18 protein-coding genes are annotated in these 19,587 nt (G+C 67.3%); 12 read left to right on the top strand and 6 right to left on the bottom strand.

The window, feature by feature from the left end; genetic code table 11:
• Nucleotide 1 precedes the first annotated feature (1 nt).
• From AC6CIE_RS09235 to AC6CIE_RS09195, 9 genes are all read left to right on the top strand, one after another.
• Nucleotides 2–943 (top strand): ABC transporter permease, encoded by a 942-nt coding sequence (locus tag AC6CIE_RS09235; protein ID WP_175185139.1) that lies wholly within the window; start codon nt 2–4, stop codon nt 941–943.
• 8 nt (nt 944–951) lie between these two features.
• Nucleotides 952–1,815 (top strand): ABC transporter permease, encoded by an 864-nt coding sequence (locus tag AC6CIE_RS09230; protein WP_175138915.1) that lies wholly within the window; start codon nt 952–954, stop codon nt 1,813–1,815.
• Between the two features lie 5 nt (nt 1,816–1,820).
• Complete coding sequence (locus tag AC6CIE_RS09225; protein ID WP_495601805.1) at nt 1,821–3,473, top strand: dipeptide ABC transporter ATP-binding protein; 1,653 nt, start codon at nt 1,821–1,823, stop codon at nt 3,471–3,473.
• Nucleotides 3,474–3,484: 11 nt separating this feature from the next.
• Complete coding sequence (locus AC6CIE_RS09220) at nt 3,485–4,411, top strand: 2-hydroxyacid dehydrogenase (protein WP_498092079.1); 927 nt, start codon at nt 3,485–3,487, stop codon at nt 4,409–4,411.
• 48 nt (nt 4,412–4,459) lie between these two features.
• On the top strand, nt 4,460–5,440 hold the full coding sequence (locus AC6CIE_RS09215) for an alpha/beta hydrolase fold domain-containing protein (protein WP_175138918.1): 981 nt from the start codon (nt 4,460–4,462) through the stop codon (nt 5,438–5,440).
• An 8-nt stretch (nt 5,441–5,448) separates the two neighbouring features.
• On the top strand, nt 5,449–6,156 hold the full coding sequence (locus AC6CIE_RS09210) for an FMN-binding negative transcriptional regulator (protein ID WP_498092077.1): 708 nt from the start codon (nt 5,449–5,451) through the stop codon (nt 6,154–6,156).
• 18 nt (nt 6,157–6,174) lie between these two features.
• Nucleotides 6,175–6,915: a class II aldolase/adducin family protein gene (locus AC6CIE_RS09205; protein ID WP_105238407.1), complete on the top strand. Its 741-nt coding sequence runs from the start codon at nt 6,175–6,177 to the stop codon at nt 6,913–6,915.
• A complete protein-coding gene (locus AC6CIE_RS09200; RefSeq protein ID WP_498092075.1) occupies nt 6,912–8,114 on the top strand; it encodes a pyridoxal-phosphate-dependent aminotransferase family protein in 1,203 nt (400 codons plus the stop codon). Before AC6CIE_RS09205 ends, AC6CIE_RS09200 begins: the two co-directional genes overlap by 4 nt.
• Before the next feature lie 144 nt (nt 8,115–8,258).
• On the top strand, nt 8,259–9,830 hold the full coding sequence (locus AC6CIE_RS09195; RefSeq protein WP_175138920.1) for an ABC transporter substrate-binding protein: 1,572 nt from the start codon (nt 8,259–8,261) through the stop codon (nt 9,828–9,830).
• A 25-nt stretch (nt 9,831–9,855) separates the two neighbouring features.
• On the opposite strand, the gene AC6CIE_RS09190 is transcribed toward AC6CIE_RS09195, so the two are convergent.
• A complete protein-coding gene (locus AC6CIE_RS09190; RefSeq protein ID WP_175124180.1) occupies nt 9,856–10,647 on the bottom strand; it encodes an IclR family transcriptional regulator in 792 nt (263 codons plus the stop codon).
• Nucleotides 10,648–10,831: 184 nt separating this feature from the next.
• Here AC6CIE_RS09190 and speG point away from each other — a divergent pair, with 184 nt between their 5' ends.
• Nucleotides 10,832–11,416 (top strand): spermidine N1-acetyltransferase, encoded by a 585-nt coding sequence (speG, locus tag AC6CIE_RS09185; RefSeq protein ID WP_175124181.1) that lies wholly within the window; start codon nt 10,832–10,834, stop codon nt 11,414–11,416.
• A 108-nt stretch (nt 11,417–11,524) separates the two neighbouring features.
• Here the strand turns inward: speG and AC6CIE_RS09180 are convergent, their stop codons facing one another.
• The 5 genes from AC6CIE_RS09180 to AC6CIE_RS09160 form a co-directional block, all read right to left on the bottom strand.
• The gene (locus AC6CIE_RS09180; protein WP_056316357.1) at nt 11,525–11,842 is read right to left on the bottom strand and encodes an NIPSNAP family protein; all 318 of its coding nucleotides are present in this window, start codon (nt 11,840–11,842) and stop codon (nt 11,525–11,527) included.
• A gap of 34 nt (nt 11,843–11,876) precedes the next feature.
• Complete coding sequence (locus AC6CIE_RS09175; protein ID WP_498092073.1) at nt 11,877–12,863, bottom strand: tripartite tricarboxylate transporter substrate binding protein; 987 nt, start codon at nt 12,861–12,863, stop codon at nt 11,877–11,879.
• Nucleotides 12,864–12,912: 49 nt separating this feature from the next.
• A complete protein-coding gene (locus tag AC6CIE_RS09170) occupies nt 12,913–14,598 on the bottom strand; it encodes a thiamine pyrophosphate-binding protein (protein ID WP_343736755.1) in 1,686 nt (561 codons plus the stop codon).
• 191 nt (nt 14,599–14,789) lie between these two features.
• Entirely contained in the window at nt 14,790–15,689 is a 900-nt protein-coding gene (locus tag AC6CIE_RS09165) for a helix-turn-helix domain-containing protein (RefSeq protein ID WP_343736756.1), read from the bottom strand.
• Between the two features lie 150 nt (nt 15,690–15,839).
• Nucleotides 15,840–18,356, bottom strand: coding sequence for a heavy metal translocating P-type ATPase (locus AC6CIE_RS09160; RefSeq protein ID WP_498092071.1), 2,517 nt, complete (start codon nt 18,354–18,356; stop codon nt 15,840–15,842).
• 97 nt (nt 18,357–18,453) lie between these two features.
• On the opposite strand from AC6CIE_RS09160, the gene cadR reads away from it, so the two are divergent.
• On the top strand, nt 18,454–18,888 hold the full coding sequence (cadR, locus tag AC6CIE_RS09155) for a Cd(II)/Pb(II)-responsive transcriptional regulator (protein ID WP_498092070.1): 435 nt from the start codon (nt 18,454–18,456) through the stop codon (nt 18,886–18,888).
• 104 nt (nt 18,889–18,992) lie between these two features.
• Entirely contained in the window at nt 18,993–19,586 is a 594-nt protein-coding gene (locus AC6CIE_RS09150) for a nitroreductase family protein (RefSeq protein ID WP_498092068.1), read from the top strand.
• The last annotated feature ends 1 nt before the right edge of the window (nt 19,587 follow it).

Here is a 19,587-nt window from a genome sequence, read left to right as displayed (position 1 = left end):
CATGCTCAATCTGATCTTCAAGCGCGTGCTGGCCGCCATCCCCGTGATGCTGGTGGTGGCCACCGTGGTGTTCCTGCTGTTGCGGCTGGCGCCGGGCGACCCCGCCCGCGTCATCGCCGGCGACATGGCCAGCGAGGAAGCCGTGGCGCAGGTCCGCGCCGAGATGGGCCTGGACCGCCCGCTGCCCACGCAATACGCCCTGGCGATGGGCGCGCTGCTCCAAGGCGACCTGGGTTCCTCGATCATTTCTAAGGACCCGGTGACCACGCTGATCGGCCAGCGGCTGGGGCCGACGATGGCGCTGGCCATCTGCGCGATCCTGCTCACCATCTTTGCCGCGATTCCGCTGGGCGTGTTTTCGGCGTGGTGGCACAAGGGGCTGTTCGACCGCGTCACGCTGGCGGTCACGGTGCTGGCGTTTTCGGTGCCGGCGTTCGTGGTGGGCTATCTGCTGATCCTGGCGTTCTCGGTGAAGCTGAACTGGTTTCCGGTGCAGGGCTACGCGGGGTTGGCGTCGGGGTTCGGGACGTTTCTGTACCACATGGCGTTGCCCACCATCACGCTGGCAACGGTGTTCGTGGCGCTGATCACCCGCATCACGCGCGGCAGCATGCTGGAAGTGCTGGGCGAAGACTTCGTGCGCACGGCACGCGCCAAGGGTGTGCCCGAACGCTACGTGCTGTACCGCCACGCCCTGCGCAACGCCGCGGTGCCCATCGTCACCGTCATCGGGCTGGCGCTCACCACGCTGATCAGCGGGGTGGTCGTCACCGAGACCATCTTCAACATCCCCGGCGTGGGACGCCTGATCGTCGACGCCGTGCTGGCGCGCGACTATCCGGTGGTGCAGGGCACGATCCTGTTCTTCTCGTTCGTGTATGTCTTCATCAACCTGGCGATCGACCTGCTGTATGTCGTGCTCGATCCGCGCATCCGCTACTGAGGCCGGACATGACCACAACTGCTCTGGATCGTCCCCGTTCCTTCTGGCCCGCGCTGACGCGCGATCCCATGATGTTCACCGGGTTGGCGCTGCTGGTGGCGCTGGTGGGGCTGGCCATGCTGGCGCCGCTGATCACCTGGCATGACCCCGCCGCGCTGGCGCCCCGCATGCGGCTCAAGCCGGTCAGCGCCGAATACTGGCTGGGCACCGATTCGCTGGGCCGCGACCTGTTCTCCCGCGTGCTGTACGGCGGACGGCTGTCGATCACGCTGGCGGCGCTGGTCAGCGTGATCTCGGTGTGCGCCGGGCTGCTGCTGGGCCTTCTGGCAGGCTATTTCCGCCAGCTGGACGCGGTGGTGATGCGCATCATCGACGGCATCATGGCCATCCCAGGCCTGCTGCTGGCCATCGCCATGGTGGCGCTGGGCGGCGCGACCATTCCCACGATGGTGACGGCCATCGCCATCCCCGAGATTCCGCGTGTGGCGCGGCTGGTGCGCAGCGTGGTGCTGTCGGTGCGCGAAGAACCTTACGTCGAAGCGTCGCTGGGCATGGGCACGGCGACCTGGCGCGTGCTGTGGCGCCATGTCCTGCCCAGCACGATCAACCCGCTGGTGGTGCAGGCCACGTTCATCTGCGCCTCGGCCATTCTGATCGAAGCCGTGCTGGGCTTCCTGGGCCTGGGCTTTCCGCCCGAGATCCCCAGCCTGGGCAGCATCATTTCCGAGGGCCGCCCGTTCTTCCAGCGCGCGCCGTGGATCGTCCTGTTTCCGGGCGTCTTCCTGGCGCTGCTGATCCTGTCCGTGAACCTGTTCGGCGACGCGCTGCGTGATCGCCTGGACCCGCGCATGGCGCGCCAACGCAAGGGTTGAAGCCGATGTCCTCACCTCCCATTCTGGAAATCCGCGACCTGAAGGTCAGCCTGCCCGGCGCCGGCGACCGGCGTTACGCCGCCGAGGGCATCGCGCTCACCGTCAGCCCGCGCGAAATCGTGTGCATCGTCGGCGAATCGGGCTCAGGCAAGTCCGTCACGGCCAGCGCGGTGATGGGCCTCTTGCCCAAGAACGTGCTCAAGCTGGAGAGCGGGCAGATTCTGCTGTCCGGCCGCGACATTACGCACGCCTCGTTGGCTGAGCTGCGCGCGCTGCGCGGCGACCGGATGGCCATGATCTTTCAGGAGCCCATGACAGCCCTGAACCCGCTGATGCAGGTAGGCGATCAGATCGCCGAGATCTTCCAGTTCCATGGCCCGTCGCTGTCGCGCCGCGAGGTCGACCAGCGCGTGCTGGCGTTGCTGACCGACATGCGGCTGCCTGCTCCCGAAACCCTGCGCCACGCCTTTCCGCACCAGTTGTCGGGCGGGCAGCGCCAGCGGGTGATGATCGCGATGGCACTGGCGATGGAGCCGGCGCTGATCATCGCCGACGAGCCGACCACCGCGCTGGACGTGACGTCGCAGGCGCAGGTGCTGCGGCTGCTGCACGGCCTGCGCGAGCGCCACGACACCGGCATCCTGTTCATCACGCACGACTTCGACGTGGTGGCCGAGATCGCGGACCGCGTGATCGTGATGCAGCACGGCCGCATCGTGGAGGCCGGCGCCGCCGCCGACGTGCTGGCGAATCCGCAGCATCCCTATACCCGCAAGCTGATCGACGCGGTGCCCAAGGGCAAGTTCGGCGCCGGTGCGCCGCTGGCCGAGGGCGACCCGGTCATTTCGGTCGAAAACCTGGGCATGCGCTTCGTGACGTCCAGCCTGTTCCGGTCCAAGCGGCGCGAGGTCAACGCACTGGACGGCGTGTCGCTGTCGCTGGCGCGCGGCGAAACGCTGGGCATCGTCGGCGAGTCCGGCTCGGGCAAGACGACGCTGGGCCGGTGTCTGGCGCACTTCGCGCGTCCCACGTCTGGCCGCATCGTCATGAATGGCGAGGACGTGTCGAACCTGTCGCGCGCAGCGTGGCGCCAGTGGTGCAAGCGGATTCAGATGGTGTTCCAGGACCCTTATCGGTCCTTCAACCCGCGCCTGACCATCGAGGCCACGCTGTCCGAAGGGCCGCTGAACTATGGCGAAGACCCGGCCCGCGTGCAGGCGCGGATGCGCGACATGCTGGCGCTGGTCAGCATCGATGCCAGCGCGCTCAAGCGCTATCCGCATGAGTTTTCCGGCGGACAGCGCCAGCGGATTTCGATCGCGCGGGCGCTGATGATGGAGCCGGAGATCCTGATCGCGGACGAGGCGGTGTCGGCGCTGGACGTGTCCGTGCAGGCGCAGATTCTGGATCTGCTCGAGCGGATCCGCGCGCAACTGAACCTGAGCATGATCTTCATCACCCACGACCTGCGCGTGGCCGCCCGGCTGTGCCATCGCATCGCCGTCATGCAGCGTGGCCGCGTCATGGAGATCGGCCCTGCCGAGCAGATCTTCACGCGGCCCGGAAGCAGCTATACCCAGGAACTGCTGGCCGCCATTCCCGGCAAGGACGGGTTGGGCAGCCGGCCCCCGGCCGGACTGGCATTGGCCGGCGCTTGAAGGAAACCCCGATGACACGCGTTGCCTTGTTGAGCCGATCGGCCAATCTTTCCTACTTTCAGCCTTTGTTGCAGGGACTGGCGCCCGAGCTGGACGTCGCCGTCTGGCCGGACCCGCGCAGCCTGCATGCCGACGTGGCGGTCTGCTGGAACCCGCCCGTGGGCGTGTACGACGACATGCCCAACCTGAAACTGATCCACAGCATCGCCGCCGGCGTGGACAACCTGCTGGACGGCCAGCGCACGCGCGGGCTGCCGGTCTGCCGCGTGGTCGATCCGCAGTTGGCCCAAGGCATGCTGCAGTACGTGCTGTGGTGCGTGCTGACGTTTCACCGCAAGCTGGACCTGGCGCTGTCCAACCAGCGTGCCGCGCGCTGGAGCCGGCCGCCGCAGACGCCGGCGTCGCAGTGCCGGATCGGCCTGATGGGCCTGGGCGAACTGGGCGGCGCCATTGCCGCCGTGCTGCCCGGAATGGGCTATCCGGTCAACGGCTGGTCGCGCACCCCGCGGGACATCGACGGGGTGCGCGTTTATGCCGGCGAGGACGCCTTTGACGATTTCCTGGCCAACACCGACGTGCTGGTGTGCCTGGTGCCGCTGACCGACGCTACGCGCGGCATCCTGAACCGCCGCACCTTCGACGCGCTGCCGCAAGGCGCGGCGGTGGTCAATTGCGGCCGGGGCGAACACCTGGTCGCGGCCGACCTGATCGACGCCCTGGCGCGCGGGCAACTGCGCGGGGCCGTGCTTGACGTGTTCGCGCAGGAACCGCTGGATCCCGCTGATCCGCTGTGGTCCACGCCCGGCGTGATCGTCACCCCGCACATGGCGACCATGCCGTCGCCGGGCACCGTGGCCGAGCAGGTCGTGGCCAACATCCGCCGGCTGGGGCAGGGCGAGTCCCTGGCCCACACAGTCGACCTGTCGCGCGGTTATTGACGCCGCGATACCCCGTTTTCCGATTGCCAACCCAAGACGAGACATTCCATGCATTTCGAAGATCCCGCGTTCACCATTCCGACCGGCACGCCTGCGCCTCTGGACCCGCAGATCGCCGAATTCCTGCGGCGCATGGCGGCGGACGCGTCGCAGTATCCGCGCCGCGACACCCTGTCCATCGAACAGGGCCGCGCCAATGCCGAGAAGGTGCGCCTGCCGTGGGCCCAGGGCGGCCCGCAGATGGCGCGCACGATGGAACATCAGGTGGCCACGCGTCACGGGCCCGTGCGCGTGCGGGTCTATTACCCCGCGCAGCGCCGGCTGCCGGGCGCGTTCATGTACATCCACGGCGGCGGCTTCGTGCTGTTCAGCATCGACACGCATGACCGCGTGATGCGCGAATACGCCGAACGCGCCGGGGTCGTGGTGGTGGGGGTGGACTACACCCGCGCGCCCGAAGCCAAGTTCCCGCAGCCGCTGGAAGAATGCGTGGACGTGCTGCGCTGGGTTGCCGCGTCGGCGGGCGAGCTGGACATCGATGCCGGCCAGATCTTCGTGGGCGGCGATTCGGCCGGCGCCAACCTGTCGATGGGCACGGCGCTGACGCTGCGCGATGAAGGCTTGCCGCTCATCAAGGGGCTGGTGCTGAACTACGGCGGCTTTGGCAGCAACCTGTTCCGCAATTCGGTCGTGCGCTACGGCGCCGGCGAATACGGCCTGTCGCTGCACATGATGATCTGGTTCCGCGGCATGCACATCCGCCACGGCAAGGACTTCTTCGATCCGCGCGTGGACATCCTGCGCGCCGACCTGAAAGGCCTGCCGCCGGCGTGGCTGGTGGTCACCGAGTGCGATCCGCTGCATGACGACAGCATCGAACTGGAGCGCAAGCTGCGCGAGGCCGGCGTGGACGTCGCGTCGAAGGTGTATCCCGGCACCGCGCACAGCTTCCTGGAGGCGGTCTCTATTGCCGCGGTCGCGGGCGAAGCCTTCGACGACACGGCGCGCTGGCTGCACGCCAAGGCCTAGGGGGCGACATGTATACCCCGCCGGCCTATGCCGAAGCCGATATCGGCGTCCTGCACGCGTTCATGCGCGCGCACAGTTTCGCCACCCTGGTGACTGTGGGCGCGGCCGGCGCGAACGCCACGCACCTGCCGTTCCTGCTGCGCGACGATGGCGGGCGCGGAACGCTGGTCACCCATCTGGCGCGCGCGAATCCGCAGTGGCGCGACCTGCAGGACGGCGCGCAAGCGCTGGTGCTGTTCCAGGGCCCGCACGCGTTCATTTCGCCCAGCTGGTATGTCAACCAGCAGACCTTCCCGACGTGGAACTACACCGCCGTTCACGCGCGCGGCACGCCGCGGCTGATCGAGGCGCCCGAGGCCATCCGCGCGGTGCTGACGGAGACGGTGGCGTGCTACGACACGCCGCTGGGCGGCGCGTGGCGCTTTCCGGACATGCCCGAGACCCTGACGGCCCCGCGCCTGAAGGCGATCGCGGCGCTGGAGATTCCGATTGCCGGGCTGGAAGGAAAGATGAAGCTGAACCAGGACAAATCGGTGGCCGACCGCGTGGGCGTGATCCGCCAGCTGGAACGGCGCGGCGACGCGGGGAGCGTGGCGATAGCCCGGTTGATTCGCGCGCAGCCCGATCTGGCAGCGGATCTTGCGTCGGATCTCGCATCGGATTTGCCGGCTGATGTGGCGACCCACGTCGCCGGTCACGCGCCGAACAACGCCTGAAGAAACCGGAGCCTCATCATGCAAGAACCTACCGAAGCCCGCGTGCGCGACGAACTGGCGGCCTTGTACCGTCTAGTCGCGCACTTTCGCATGACCGATCTGATCGACACCCACATCAGCGCGCGGGTGCCGGGCACCAAACACCATTTCCTCATCAACCGCTACGGCGTGCTGTTTCACGAAATGCGCCCGCAGGACCTGGTGAAGATCGACCTGGACGGCAATCCGGTCGATCCCGGTGACGCCGACAGCCAGCTGGTCAACGCGGCCGGCTTCACCATTCATTCGGCGGTGCATGCCGCGCGCCACGATCTGGCGTGCGTGGTGCATACGCATACCGCCGACGGCATCGCCGTGGCGTGCCAGCGCGATGGCCTGTTGCCGATCACGCAGCATGCGCTGCGCTTCTACAACCGGCTGGGCTATCACGATTACCAGGGCATCGCGCTGGACCTGGAAGAGCGCGAAAGCCTGGTCGCCAGCCTTGGCCGGCACAAGGCCATGATCCTGCGCAACCACGGCCTGCTGGCGGCCGGATCGTCGGTGGCGGAGGCCTTCGTCAACATCTATTACCTGGAGCGCGCCTGCCAGGCGCAGGTCAAGGCCCAATCGGCCGGCGCGCCGCTGGTATTCCCGTCGGAGGCGGTGTGCGAACGCACCGCGAGCCAGTTTGAACGGCCCACCGCCCCGATCTACACGCAGCGGGTATGGACCGCCGCGCGGCGCCTGCTGGAGCCGGACCTGGAGACAATCGAATGAAAGACAGCCTGACGACACCCCGCGCCGCATTGGCCGGTCCGCAATTCCTGCATACACCCGGCCCGACGCATGTGCCGGATGCGGTGCGCGAGGCCATGGGCCGCCAATGCATGGATCTGTCCGATCCGCGGCTGGCCGAGCTGGTCGCAGATTGCGAGGCGGGCCTTGCCCGCCTGCTGGGCACCCGGCACGCGGACGTCCTGATGTATGCCGCCAACGGCCACGGCGCCTGGGAAGCCACCATTGCCAATCTGGTCGCGCCCGGCGCGCAGGTGCTGGTGGCGGGGAGCGGCCATTTCGCGGAAGCGTGGGCCGTGCATGCCGAGGCGATGGGCGCCACGGCCCTGCGCACGCCGACCCGCCCGGGACAGGCGCTGGATCCGGCCGCGATCGAGGCGGCGCTGCGCGCCGACACGGCGCACCGCATTGCCGCCGTCTTTGCCGTGCACACCGACACGGCCAGCGGCGTGACCAGCGACATTGCGGCGGTGCGCCGGGCCATGGACGCCAGCGGCCATCCGGCGCTGCTGGTGGCCGATGTAATCGCATCCTTGGGCGCCACGCCGTTCCGCATGGACGAGTGGGGCGTCAACGTGGCGATCGGCGCGTCGCAGAAGGCGCTGATGGGACCGCCGGGGCTGTCCTTCACCGCAGTGGACGCGCGCGCGATGCGGGCCGCGCAGGCCAATCCCACGCCGCGCGCCTATTGGGACTGGGCCAAGCGCAAGAGCGATCTGCTCTACCGCAAGTTTTGCGGCACGCCGCCGCAAAGTTTGCTGGCAGGCATGCGGGCAGCGCTGGATCTGATTGCGGCCGAAGGCGAGGAGGCCGTGTTTGCCCGGCATCGGCGCGTGGCGAATGCGGTGCATGCGGCGGTGAATGCGTGGTCGCAAGGCGGCGCGTTGAAGCTGTTCGTTGAAGACCCCGCGGCGCGCGCGGTGTCGGTCACGACCATTTCGGTCGCCGACGGCGTGGACGTCGAGGCGATGCGAACCGTTGCGCGCGAACGCTTCCACGTTGCGGTGGCGGGCGGGCTGGGGCCGCTTGCAGGACGGATGTTCCGCATCGGTCACCTGGGCGACGTGCATCCCGCCATGATCCTGGGCGCGCTGGGCGGGGTAGATGCCGCGCTGCGGGCGTGCGGGATTCCCGTGGGCGACGGGGCGCTGCAGGGGGCCGTGAAGGCGCTGCAGGAGTGAATCGCAAGACTGAAGCGCAGGACGGAATCGCACGACTGAAACACCAGACTGAAACGCAAGACTGATACGAAACCCTGAAACGGCTTTCAGACGCGGCCCGGACGCGGCCGCCATTTCTTCTTCACCTTGAATCGGGATAAGACGATGAGACAACGTGGTTTTGCGGCGGCCGCCCTGGCCGTCCTCGCGGTGGCGGTTCCCCTTTGCCCGGCCCAGGCCGAGCCGGTCAATGCCAAGGTGGTCATGCACGCGCCGTTGCGTGTGCTGGACCCCGTCCTGACCAATGCGTACATCACGCGCAATCACGGGTACATGGTGTACGACACGCTGTTTTCGCTGGACGCGGCCTCGCGCCCGCAGCCGCAGATGGTCGAATCGTGGACGGTTTCGCCGGACCAGCTGACCTACGTGTTCACGTTGCGGCCAGGCCTGAAGTTCCACGACGGCGCGCCGGTCACCGGCGAAGACGTGGTGGCGTCGCTCAAGCGCTGGGCGCAGCGCGATCCCATCGGTTCGCGCCTGTCCGCCGTCACCCAAAGCATGGACAGCCCGTCCGCCGACACCTTCCGCATCGTGCTCACCAAGCCGTACGGACTGCTGCTGGACGCGTTGGCCAAACCGGGTTCGCCGGTGCCGTTCATCATGCCGCGGCGCATCGCGGCGACGCCGCCGTCCGAAGCCATCAAGGAAACCGTCGGCTCCGGCCCGTACAAGTTCGTGCAGGCCGAGTTCCAGGCGGGCGTGAAGGCCGCGTATGTGAAAAACGCGGACTACGTGCCGCGCAAGGAGCCCGCCAGCCGCTTCGCCGGCGGCAAGGTCGCCATGTTCGACCGGATCGACGTCGTCAACGTGCCGGACGCGCAGACCGCGGTGAACGCGCTGCGCCAGGGCGAGATCGACTTTGTCGAGAACGTGGCGCCCGACCTGCTGCCGCAACTGGATGGCGTGAAGACCCTGACAGTGCAAAGCTATGGCGACGCTTCGGAAACCTACACGCTCCGCATGAACTGGAAGCAGCCGCCGCTGGACAACGTGAAGGTGCGCCGCGCCGTGCTGGCCGCGCTGTACCAGGCCGACTACCTGGATGCGTCGCTGGGGGATCCCGCCTATTACAAGCTGTGCGGCGCCATGTTGAGCTGCATCTCGGCCTACCAGACCGAAGCCGGCGCCACGCAAACCAAACCCGCCAATCTGGCGCAGGCGCGGGCGTTGCTCAAGGACAGCGGCTATGCCGGCGAGAAGATCGTCGTCCTGCATCCCACCGACGTGCGCAGCCTGTCCACGCTGGCGCCCGTCACCGCGCAGGCCCTGCGCAGTATCGGCATGAACGTGGAAGTGCAGTCGATGGACTGGGCCACGCTGCTGTCGCGGCGCAGCAAGGACGCGCCGCTGGCCGACGGCGGCTGGAGCATCTTCCATTCCAGCCTGACCAGCATGGACCTGCTCAACCCCATCGTGAACGCCAATCTGGATGGGCGGGGCGAGGGCGGTTATCCGGGCTGGACCCGGGACGACACCATCCAGCGCCTGCGCGCCGAGTTCGAGTCGGTGACGGGATTGGATGCGCAAAAGCGTGTCGCCGCCGAGATCCAGCAGCGCGCCTATGAACAGGTGATGTTCGTGCCGCTGGGCGGCTATTCGGAGTTCAAGGCCTACGACAAGAAGTTCGACGGCATGGTGGCCGCGCCGTTGCCGTTGTTCTGGCGGGGCAAGTAACGGGTTGGGGCGGCGGGCAGGGCGGTCAGGACAGGCCGACCTTGCCGCTCAGCCCCCGCGCCGCAGTCAGCAGCAGCGGCGAATAACGCCGCGCAAATTCCGCCGGCGAGGCCCATTCGGACACCAGCCCCGCGATCTGGATGGCTGCCACCGGCCGGTGGCGATGATCCAGGATGGCGGCGGCCAGGTTCAGCTCGCCCAGCATGCTTTCTTCGATCGCGGTGGCATAGCCGTCCTGGCGCGCCTGCTGAACCAGGCCCCGGATGCGGTCCGGATCGTTGTCGGTCTTTGGGGTGCTTGGAATCGTGGCAAGCGGCATGTCCTTGGACCGCGCCAGGATGTCCTCGACTTCCTCTTCGGGCAGGTGGGACATGATGGCCCGGCCCCCGGCCGTCTGCACCATCGGCAGGGCGCGGCCGGCCAGCGTGCTGCTGAAAGTCTGACGCTTGGTCTGGCGGCGCAGCGCAAAAATGATGTACAGGTCGTCGAACAGGCTCAGTTCCACGCGCTCATTGGTTTCGCGCTGCATCTCGGCGATGAGCGGGGTGGCGCGTTCCAGCAGCGGCACGCTGCGCATGTAGTCAAAGCTGCGCTGCAGGATCTTCTTGCCCGGCGTATAGCCCTTGCCACCGGCGCCGCGTTCCAGATACCCCAACGTGACCAGCGTGTGCGTCATGCGCTGCGTGGTGCTGCGGTCGAATCCCGTGATTTCCATGAGTTCGTTCATGCTCATGGTGGACGGGCGTTGGGCAAAGGCTTCCAGCAGTTCGAAGCCTTTGGCCAGGGATTGAACGAAGAGAGGGTCGGGACGGCTCATGGGACTCGCAGAAAAGTGGGCGGTGGGCGTCCGCGGCGGGCGGGGAAATCAGGGATTTTATAAAGATTCTTAGGTATTTCCTAGAGATACTTATGTGCTCGCAAACCGGCAACGGTTTCCTGAACGCAGGACCCGTGGGCTTGACATAGAATGGCCGCACCCCAGCGGTCATTTCGAGGTATCTATGTCGGTCGCATCCGATATCAAACTACGCCCGCTCGAACGCGGCGACCTGCACTTTGTGCACAAGATCAACAATAACGACGTCATCATGCGCTACTGGTTCGAAGAGCCCTACGAGGCCTATGACGAACTCGTGGCTCTGTACGACCGCCACCTGCATGACCAGAACGAGCGGCGTTTCATCATCGAGCACGACACCGGGCAGCCGGCCGGGCTGGTCGAACTGGTCGAGATCGACTACATCCACCGCCGCGCCGAATTCCAGATCATCATCGCGCCCAGCTACCAGGGCCGCGGCTACGCCAAGGCCGCTACGCGCATTGCGGTGGGCTACGCGTTCCGCGTGCTGAACCTGCATAAGGTGTATCTGGTGGTGGACAAGGACAATACCGCTGCCGTCCACGTGTACGAGCGCTGCGGCTTCCAGATCGAAGGCCTGCTCAAGGAAGAGTTCTTTTCCAACGGCGCGTACCGCGATGCCTACCGCATGGCGCTGTTGCAGCACGACCATCTGCGCGACGTGGGACCGGGCGCGCCGGACGCGCCCGTGCTGCGGGACTGGCCGCAGGAAGACCAGGCGGGCTGACGCCGCCTGCAAAGGCGAAGGCCGCGGCATCACACGCCGCGGCCTTCGCCGAACGAATTTTGAACCATCGCGCCGCCCCGCGCTTCATGCGCGGGGCGGCGTTTTACATCAGGGCTTGAAGAATGCCGTCGGCGTCATCAGGCGGTTTTCCTGGCTGATCAGGTAGCCGGCCTCGGCGCTTTTGGTCAGATAGGTCGCCCAGGCCGGATCCTTCTGCAGCGCCTGGCGCTTGGCTTCGCGGTCGGCGGCGCTGTCATAGACCCAGATGTGCATGTAGGTGTTGACATTGCCCGTCTCGGTCTGCATGTAGGCGAGCGGCTTGCCTAGATGGCGGCTCTGCACCTCGTAGCCGTGTTCGGCATACAGCGCCAGGTGCTTCTTGATGGTGCCGGCGCGGCAGGTGTAGGTACGTACGTCGTAAAGCATGATGAATCCTTGATGGCGGTTGCAAAAACGGGTGTCAGTCGGCGGTGGCGCCGGACTGCTTGACCAGCACGCTCCAGCGTTCCACTTCCGTGTTGACGTATTTCTGGAAGGCGGTGTGACCATCGCCCACCGGGTCGGCGCCCAGGCCCTTGAGCTTGTCCTGCACGGACGGATCGGCGATGCCGTCGGTGATGGCCTTGGACAGTTTTTCCACCACGGGCGCGGGCGTGGCGGCCGGCACGAACAGGCCGAACCACGAGCGCGCGTTCATGGCCGTGTAGGCCGTCTCGGAAAACGCGGGCACGTTGGGCAGGGCGGCGTGGCGCTGCGTGCCGGTAACGGCGATGGGGGTGAGGCGGCCTGCCTGCACCTGCGACAGCACCTCGGGCAGGTTGGCGAACATGATCTGGACCTGTCCGCCCATGAGGTCGTTGAGCGCCTGCGCGCCGCCCTTGTACGGCACGTGCGTCATCTGCGCGCCGGCCAGCGAATTGAATTGCGCGCCCGCCAGGTGCGAAGCCGTGCCGGTGCCGCCGGACGCGTAGTTCACGCGGTTGCCGTTGGCCTTGGCGTAGTCGGCCAGTTCCTGCGGCGTCTTGGCCGGCACGGACGGGTTCACCACCAGCACCAGCGGCACCGAGGCCAGGTTCGACAGGCCGGCGAAGTCACGCGTCAGGTTGTAGTCCAGCTTGTGATAGAGCGAGGCGTTGATGGCGTGGCTGGACGTGGCCATCAGCAGCGTGTAGCCGTCGGCTTCGGAACGGGCCGCCATGACGGCGCCGATGTTGCCGTTGGCGCCGGCCTTGTTTTCCACCACGACGGGCTGGCCCAGCCGGGTGGACATGGACTGCGCCACGGTGCGGGCGATGACGTCGGTGGCGCCGCCTGCGGCGAACGGCACGATGATGCGCAGGGGGCGCTCGGGGAAATCAGCCGCGGCAGCCGTTGCGGCCGCGCCCAGCGAGGCGGCGGTCATCAGGAAGGCGGCCGCCAGGCGGCGTGGGGTCAGGGTTGTGGTCATGTCTCTCTCCAGTGTTGGATTTTTTTATGTAAACGCCGCGCCTGATCTGTCAGGCGCCGGCGGTGCGCGCCTTTTCGCGCAGGCTCGTCAACGTGGCCCGGGGCGTGATCACCTCGGGGTCCAGACTGAGTTCGATCAGATAGGGGGAACCGCTGTCCAGCGCACGCGCCAACGCGGGGCCGAACGCTTCATGGGTGTCCACGCGTTCGGCCGTCACGCCGAACGATTGGGCGTAGGCCACGAAGTCCGGGTTGCACAGGTCCGTGCCGATGGTGCGGCCGGGGTAGTGCACCTCCTGGTGCATGCGGATCGTGCCGTACATGCCGTTGTTGAACACGATGAAGACGATGCCCAGCTGGTGCTGCTTCACGGTGGCCAGTTCCTGCGAGGTCATCAGGAAGCAGCCGTCGCCCGCCAGGCAGATCACCTGGCGCTCGGGGTGTCGTAGCTTGGCCGCGATGGCCGCGGGCACGCCGTAACCCATGGCGCCGCTGGTGGGCGCCAATTGCGTGCGCGGTTGGCTGAAGCGGTAGTAGCGATGCGCCCAGGCGCTGTAGTTGCCCGCGCCGTTGGTCAGAATGGCGCTCGGGTCGAGCTGGTCGCGCAGCGTGGCAATGACGCGCGCCGGGTCCATGTCTCCGCGCGCGGCGGGCAGCTCGGTGTAGCGCAGGTAGTTGCCGCGCAGCGTCTGCGTCCAGTCGCGCCACGGCGTCGCATCCACGGGCGTCAGTTCCGCCGCCGACGCCGCAAAGGCATCCATGCCGGACTGGATCTTGAGGGCGGGTTGATACACGCGGCCCAGCTCTTCGGCGCTGGCCAGCACATGGATCAGCGTCTGGCTGGGCACCGGCGATTGCAGCAGGGTATAGCCGCCCGTCACCATCTCACCCAGCCGCGCGCCCACGGCCAGGATGACGTCGGCCTGGCGCACGGCCTCGGCCAGTTCCGGGTTCACGCCGATGCCGACTTCGCCGACGTACTGCGCGTGGTGGTTGTCGAACAGGTCCTGGCGGCGGAACGAGCACGCGACCGGCAGGCCGTTCAGTTCGGCAAAGCGGGTCAGGCTTGCCAGCCCCGCGTCCGTCCAGCCGGAACCGCCGGCGATCAGCAGGGGACGCTGCGCGTTGGCAAGCAGCGTGCGCATGCCGGCCATCGCGTCGGGCGCCGGGTAGGCCTGCGGCACCTGGATCGCGCCGCAGGACAGGGCCGGGGCGACGTCCGTCAGCATGTCCTCGGGCAGCGCCAGCACCACGGGGCCGGGGCGGCCGGACGTGGCGACGGAAAAGGCGCGGTTCAGGTATTCAGTGACGCGCGCGGCGCTGTCGATCTGCGCCACCCACTTCGTGAACTGGCCGAACATGCGGCGGTAGTCGATTTCCTGGAAGGCCTCGCGCTCGACCATGTCGTTGCCGACCTGGCCCACCAGCACGATCATCGGGGTGGAATCCTGGAACGCGGTCTGCACGCCGATGCTGGCGTTGGTGGCGCCGGGGCCGCGCGTCACCATGCAGATGCCGGGCCGGCCGGTCAGCTTGCCGTGCGCTTCGGCCATGAATGCCGCCGCGCCTTCATGCCGGCAGGACACCAGGCGGATCTGCTCGCGGTGCGCATACAGTGCGTCCAGGACGTCCAAATAGCTCTCGCCGGGCACGCCGAATACGGTGTCCACGCCGTGTTCCAGCAAGGCCCGCACCACATGCTGGCCGCCCGTCATCAATGTCGAAGTGTCATTCATCGCAGTTTCAATCTGGCCGCAGCGCGGCGGGTTGAGTCCGGATGAACTTTACGCAGCCCGGGTCAGGGCGCGTTAGGACAGATCAGAGCTTGTTTTGCACTTTTTTGCGGGGCGGGCGACGCGGCCGCCATTCGGTATGGCCGTCATCCGACGGCGCCGTCATTCATTACGGCTGCCATCCGACGGGGTCGTCATTCGATGGGGCGGTAGTACTTCTTGCGGAAGTCGCCCGGGGTGCAGGCCGTGTGCTTCTTGAAAAAGCGCGTGAAGTAAGCCGGGTCCTCGATGTTCAGCTGGAATCCGATCTCGGCGATGCTCAAGTCCGTGTTGCACAGCAGCCGCTTGGCCTCCAGCGCAATGCGCTCCTGCACGAGCTGGCTGGCGGTGCGCCCCACGCTGCGCTTGACCGCGTCGTTGAGCTGGCGCTCGCTGACGCACAGGGCGTCGGCGTACTGGCGGATAGCCGAGAAGTCCAGGTAATGCTCTTCGATCAGCATGGTGAAGCGCTTGGCCAGCGAGTAACTGGGACCGGCGGCGGTCTCGCGTTCGTCGGCCGGATACAGGCGGCGAAGCTGCGTCAGGAGGATCAGCAGGTACGAGCGCACCACGTCAAACCGGCCCGTCTGCCGGTCGCGCGTTTCGCGTTCGATCTCGGCCAGCAGCGGCAGCATGGCGTCGTGCTGCTCGCGGGTCAGGTAGATCACGGGCGGGCCGCCCGCCAGGTGAAAGAACGGAAACTTGGCGATGTCGTCCGCGCGCGGGAACATCTGCGCGAAGAATTCGGTGCTGATGTTCATGACGTAGCCGCTGGGTTTCACCGACGACGTCCACGCGTGAATCTGGCCCGGGGACAGGAAGAAGACCGAGTGGTCGCGCACCGCGTGCTGCTCGAAGTCGAGCAGGTGGGTGCCCTGCGCCTCGGTCATCCACAGCAGATGGTAATAGCGGTGCCGGTGCAGGAAACCGCGCGGAATGTCGTCGTGATCCTGCAGGCGCACGAGGTCGAAATAAAAAGATCCCTCTCCCGAGAAATCCGATGATTCAAAGGTGGGAAACGTTTCCGGGATGGGCGAATGCGAACCTGCGGACAAGCGGGAGTCTCCTTGATGGCGCGCGGGGCGGCTCTGTTTTTCGCCATCATACGGGCAATCGCGGTGGAGGCTGCGGCGCGGCGGTGCCAGTTCGGCGCTGCCCGCCGCAGCCAGCGCGTTGGCCGGCCTCGGCGCCGCCCGCCGTTCCGTTCAGCGGCTGGCCGGAGAGGCGCGCAGCAGCCGCAGGCCGTTGGCCACCACCAGCAGGCTCGCGCCCACGTCGGCAAACACCGCCATCCACAGCGTCGCGTGGCCTGTCACGGCCAGCGCCAGGAACACCACCTTGATGCCCAGCGCCAGCGCGATGTTCTGAACCAGCACACGATGCGTTGCACGAGACAGGCGCAGGAAGGTGCCGATCTTGCGCAGGTCGTCGTCCATCAGCGCCACGTCGGCGGTCTCGATGGCCGTGCCGGTGCCGGCCGCGCCCATCGCAAAGCCGATGTCGGCGCGGGCCAGCGCGGGCGCGTCGTTGATGCCGTCGCCCACCATGCCGACCCGCACGTCCGGCGCAAGCTTGCCTTCAATGGCGCTCAGCTTGTCCTCGGGCAGCTGGTCGCCGCGCGCTTCGTCGATGCCGACCTGACGCGCGATGGCTTGCGCGGTCGGCGTGTTGTCGCCGGTCAGCATCAGCGTACGCACGCCCAGCCCGTGCAGGTCGGCGATGGCCTGGGCGCTGGTGGGCTTGACCGTATCGGCCACGGCCGCCAGCGCCAGCACGCGGCTGCCGTCGGACAGCGCGATGACGCTCTTGCCCTGGCTTTCCAGTTCATCAAAGCGGGCATCGAGCGCATCGCTGGAAACGCCCAGCTCGCGCATCAGGCGGCGGTTGCCCAGGTGATATGTCTGGCCGTCGACCTGACCGCTGACGCCGCGGCCGGGCAGGGCGGTGAAGGCGTCGACCTCGAGCAGCGCGCTGCCGGCGTCGCGCGCAGCGTTGGCCACGGCCAGCGACACGGGGTGGTCAGAGCGGGCGGCCAGGCTGGCGGCGATCAGGGCGGCGGGGTGGGGATTCTGCGCCGGGGCGTCCCAGTCCTGCAGATCGGTCTGCACCGGCTTGCCGTGCGTCAGCGTGCCGGTCTTGTCCAGCGCCAGCCATTTCAGGTTGCGCCCTTCTTCAAGATAGACGCCGCCCTTGATGAGGATGCCGCGGCGCGAGGCGGCGGTCAGGCCGCTGACGATGCTGACGGGTGTGGAAATCACCAGCGCGCATGGGCAGGCGATGATCAACAGCGCCAGCGCGCGGTAGATGGCGTCGAACCACGGCTGGCCCCACAGCAGCGGCGGCAGCACGGCCACGGCCGCCGCGACGGCCACGACGGCAGGCGTGTAGATGCGCGAGAACCGGTCGATGAAGCGCTGCGTGGGCGCGCGCGCGCCCTGCGCCTGTTCCACCGCGTGGATGATGCGCGCCAGCGTCGTGTTGCCGGCCGCGGCGGTCACGCGGTATTCAAAGGACCCGGAGGTATTGATGGTGGCCGCGAACACCGGATCGTCCTGGGCTTTTTCGACGGGCAGGCTTTCGCCCGTAATGGGCGACTGGTCCACGGCCGATGTGCCGTTCACGACGATGCCGTCTGCGGCAATGCGCTCGCCCGGCCGCACGCGCACGATGCCGCCCGGCTGCAGCGACGCGGCGGGCACTTCCGCCCAAGTGCCGTCCGGCTGGCGCAGGGTAGCGGTGTCGGGCGCCAGGTCCAGGAGGCCGCGCACGGCGTTGCGCGCGCGGTCCAGCGAGCGGGCTTCGATCAGTTCGGCCACGTTGAACAGGAACATCACCATGGCCGCTTCGGGCCATTGGCCGATCAGCACGGCGCCGGTGACGGCGATGCTCATCAGCGCGTTGATGTTCAGGTTGCCGTTGCGCACGGCAATCCAGCCCTTGCGATAGGTGCTGACCCCGCAGGCCAGGATGGCGGCCACGGCCAGTGCCGCGGTCAGCAGCAACGGGCCGCCGGCAAAATGCGAGAACTCGGACAGCGCCGCCAGCACGCCCGCGCCGCCGATCAGCCACCAGTTCACCGCCTTGGCGGCGGGGGCGGGCGCGGCCGCCGCGCCGTCGGCCAGGGGCTCGGGCGTCATGTCCAGCGATTTGATGGCTGCGATGATGCGGTCCAGCGCGCCGTCGGCGTGAACCACGGTCAGGATGCGCTGCATCAGGTTGAAGTCCAGCGCATGCACGCCGTCCACGCCGGCGAGCTTCTTGCGGATCAGCGTTTCCTCGGTGGGGCAATCCATCTGGCCGATGCGCAGGCGCGCCAGCAGCTGGCCGGGGCCGGCGGTGAGCGTCGCGGCGGCGGCCGGCTGCAGAACGGCATCGCCATGCGCGTGGCCGCAGCAGGAATCGTCCTGGGCAGCCAGGGCTGCGGCAGCGGGCGCGCAGCAGGCGTCGGCGCCATGTTCGCTGCCATGGCCGTGGCGGTGACCGTGATCGTGGCCGGTGTGGGCATCGTGCCCGTGGCTGTGGTCGTGACCCGCGTGCGCATCATGCCCACGCGAGGGGGCCTCGCCCGCCGCCTTCGGATGTTCGTGGCCGCAGCAGGCGTCATCGCCTGGCGTCTCAATTTGCGCGACGGCGACCGGCGCAGGCGAGTGTCCGCCACCGCAGCAGGCGCCGCCGTGCTTGCCCGACTGATGTTTGTGTTCTTTGACCGGAGGTAAAGACATCCGCTTGACCCTTCAAATAAGCTGATGACGCAATTCCACACCTTGGAGTTACTATAGGGTCAACCCCTAATCATCGGATCGGATCCGGGAGGCAGCGATGCGTATCGGCGAATTGGCCACGGCGGCCGGCACCACGGTCGAAACCGTCAGGTATTACGAAAAAGAGGGGCTGCTGCCCGCCCCGGAGCGCGGGTTGAACAACTACCGCACCTATGGCCAGATGCATCTGGAGCGCCTGCGCCTCATCCGCAACTGCCGCGCGCTGGACATGACGCAGGACGAAATCCGCGCCATCCTGTCCGTGGCCGACAACCATCGCACCGGTTGCGGCCCCATCAACAAGCTGTTCGACGAGCACATCTCGCATGTCGACGAGCGCATCGCCGAACTGATGCAGCTGAAAGCCCAATTGAGCGACTTGCGCCAGCGCTGCGTGTCGGCGAGGCCCGACTCGGACGATTGCGGCATCCTGCACGGGCTGAGCGAAATGCAGGTCGAAGAGCGGCAGGAGCGGCACACCCACCTGGGCTGAGCGCACCGCCGGGATGTCCTTGTTGCAGTCCGGGGGATCAGCGACCGGTCAGACGTCATCGCGTACTATGAGAATCTGTTTCTTTCCCATTTGCGCATCGATCAATGACCGTAAACCAGACCGCCACGCCGCTCCACGCCCTGACCTCGCGCCGCTCCTTCAAGTTCCTGCGGGCGCCGGCGCCCAAACCCGACGAACTCGAACAGATCCTGCAGGCCGCCATGTCTGCGCCCGATCACGGCGCGCTGCGTCCGTGGCGCTATGTCGTGATCCAGGGCGAGGCCATCGGCAAGCTGGCGGACATGGCGCTTGACGCCGTCAAGCGCAGCGGCGACCCGCGCATGACGCCCGAAAAGGAAAAGTCGGTCCGCGAATGGATGGCCAGCGTGCCGCTGTTCATCGCCGTGGCTCAGAAAATCGCCCACGGCAACACCAAGATCCCTGAACAGGAACAGCTGCTGGCCGCTGGCTGCTCGGTGATGAACATCCTGAACGCCGTCCACATGCTGGGCTACGCCGCGTTCTGGAGCACCGGCCTGGGCACGTACGTTGAAGACGTGCAGGACGCGCTGGGCCTGGACTCGCTGGATTACCGCTTCCTGGGCTTTTTGGCCGTCGGCACGCCCGCGTGCGCGGTGCCGTCCGCCAAGCGTCCGGACTACCGTGAATTCGTCACGGAATGGACCGGCGCCGCCTGAG

The sequence above is a fragment of the Achromobacter sp. GQ309 genome, from assembly GCF_059759315.1.
The sequence above is the reverse complement of the archived record's forward strand: the minus strand, read 5'-3'. Positions and strand labels throughout refer to the sequence as shown.

What these genes read in the sequence shown, in the direction of transcription:
- AC6CIE_RS09210 (WP_498092077.1), top strand. Translation starts at nt 5,449, where the DNA reads ATGTATACCCCGCCGGCCTATGCCGAAGCCGATATCGGCGTCCTGCAC.
- AC6CIE_RS09220 (WP_498092079.1), top strand. Translation starts at nt 3,485, where the DNA reads ATGACACGCGTTGCCTTGTTGAGCCGATCGGCCAATCTTTCCTACTTT.
- AC6CIE_RS09180 (WP_056316357.1), bottom strand. Translation starts at nt 11,842, where the DNA reads ATGCTTTACGACGTACGTACCTACACCTGCCGCGCCGGCACCATCAAG.
- AC6CIE_RS09200 (WP_498092075.1), top strand. Translation starts at nt 6,912, where the DNA reads ATGAAAGACAGCCTGACGACACCCCGCGCCGCATTGGCCGGTCCGCAA.
- cadR (WP_498092070.1), top strand. Translation starts at nt 18,454, where the DNA reads ATGCGTATCGGCGAATTGGCCACGGCGGCCGGCACCACGGTCGAAACC.
- AC6CIE_RS09225 (WP_495601805.1), top strand. Translation starts at nt 1,821, where the DNA reads ATGTCCTCACCTCCCATTCTGGAAATCCGCGACCTGAAGGTCAGCCTG.
- AC6CIE_RS09160 (WP_498092071.1), bottom strand. Translation starts at nt 18,356, where the DNA reads ATGTCTTTACCTCCGGTCAAAGAACACAAACATCAGTCGGGCAAGCAC.
- speG (WP_175124181.1), top strand. Translation starts at nt 10,832, where the DNA reads ATGTCGGTCGCATCCGATATCAAACTACGCCCGCTCGAACGCGGCGAC.
- AC6CIE_RS09175 (WP_498092073.1), bottom strand. Translation starts at nt 12,863, where the DNA reads ATGACCACAACCCTGACCCCACGCCGCCTGGCGGCCGCCTTCCTGATG.
- AC6CIE_RS09215 (WP_175138918.1), top strand. Translation starts at nt 4,460, where the DNA reads ATGCATTTCGAAGATCCCGCGTTCACCATTCCGACCGGCACGCCTGCG.
- AC6CIE_RS09235 (WP_175185139.1), top strand. Translation starts at nt 2, where the DNA reads ATGCTCAATCTGATCTTCAAGCGCGTGCTGGCCGCCATCCCCGTGATG.
- AC6CIE_RS09190 (WP_175124180.1), bottom strand. Translation starts at nt 10,647, where the DNA reads ATGAGCCGTCCCGACCCTCTCTTCGTTCAATCCCTGGCCAAAGGCTTC.
- AC6CIE_RS09170 (WP_343736755.1), bottom strand. Translation starts at nt 14,598, where the DNA reads ATGAATGACACTTCGACATTGATGACGGGCGGCCAGCATGTGGTGCGG.
- AC6CIE_RS09195 (WP_175138920.1), top strand. Translation starts at nt 8,259, where the DNA reads ATGAGACAACGTGGTTTTGCGGCGGCCGCCCTGGCCGTCCTCGCGGTG.
- AC6CIE_RS09230 (WP_175138915.1), top strand. Translation starts at nt 952, where the DNA reads ATGACCACAACTGCTCTGGATCGTCCCCGTTCCTTCTGGCCCGCGCTG.
- AC6CIE_RS09205 (WP_105238407.1), top strand. Translation starts at nt 6,175, where the DNA reads ATGCAAGAACCTACCGAAGCCCGCGTGCGCGACGAACTGGCGGCCTTG.
- AC6CIE_RS09150 (WP_498092068.1), top strand. Translation starts at nt 18,993, where the DNA reads ATGACCGTAAACCAGACCGCCACGCCGCTCCACGCCCTGACCTCGCGC.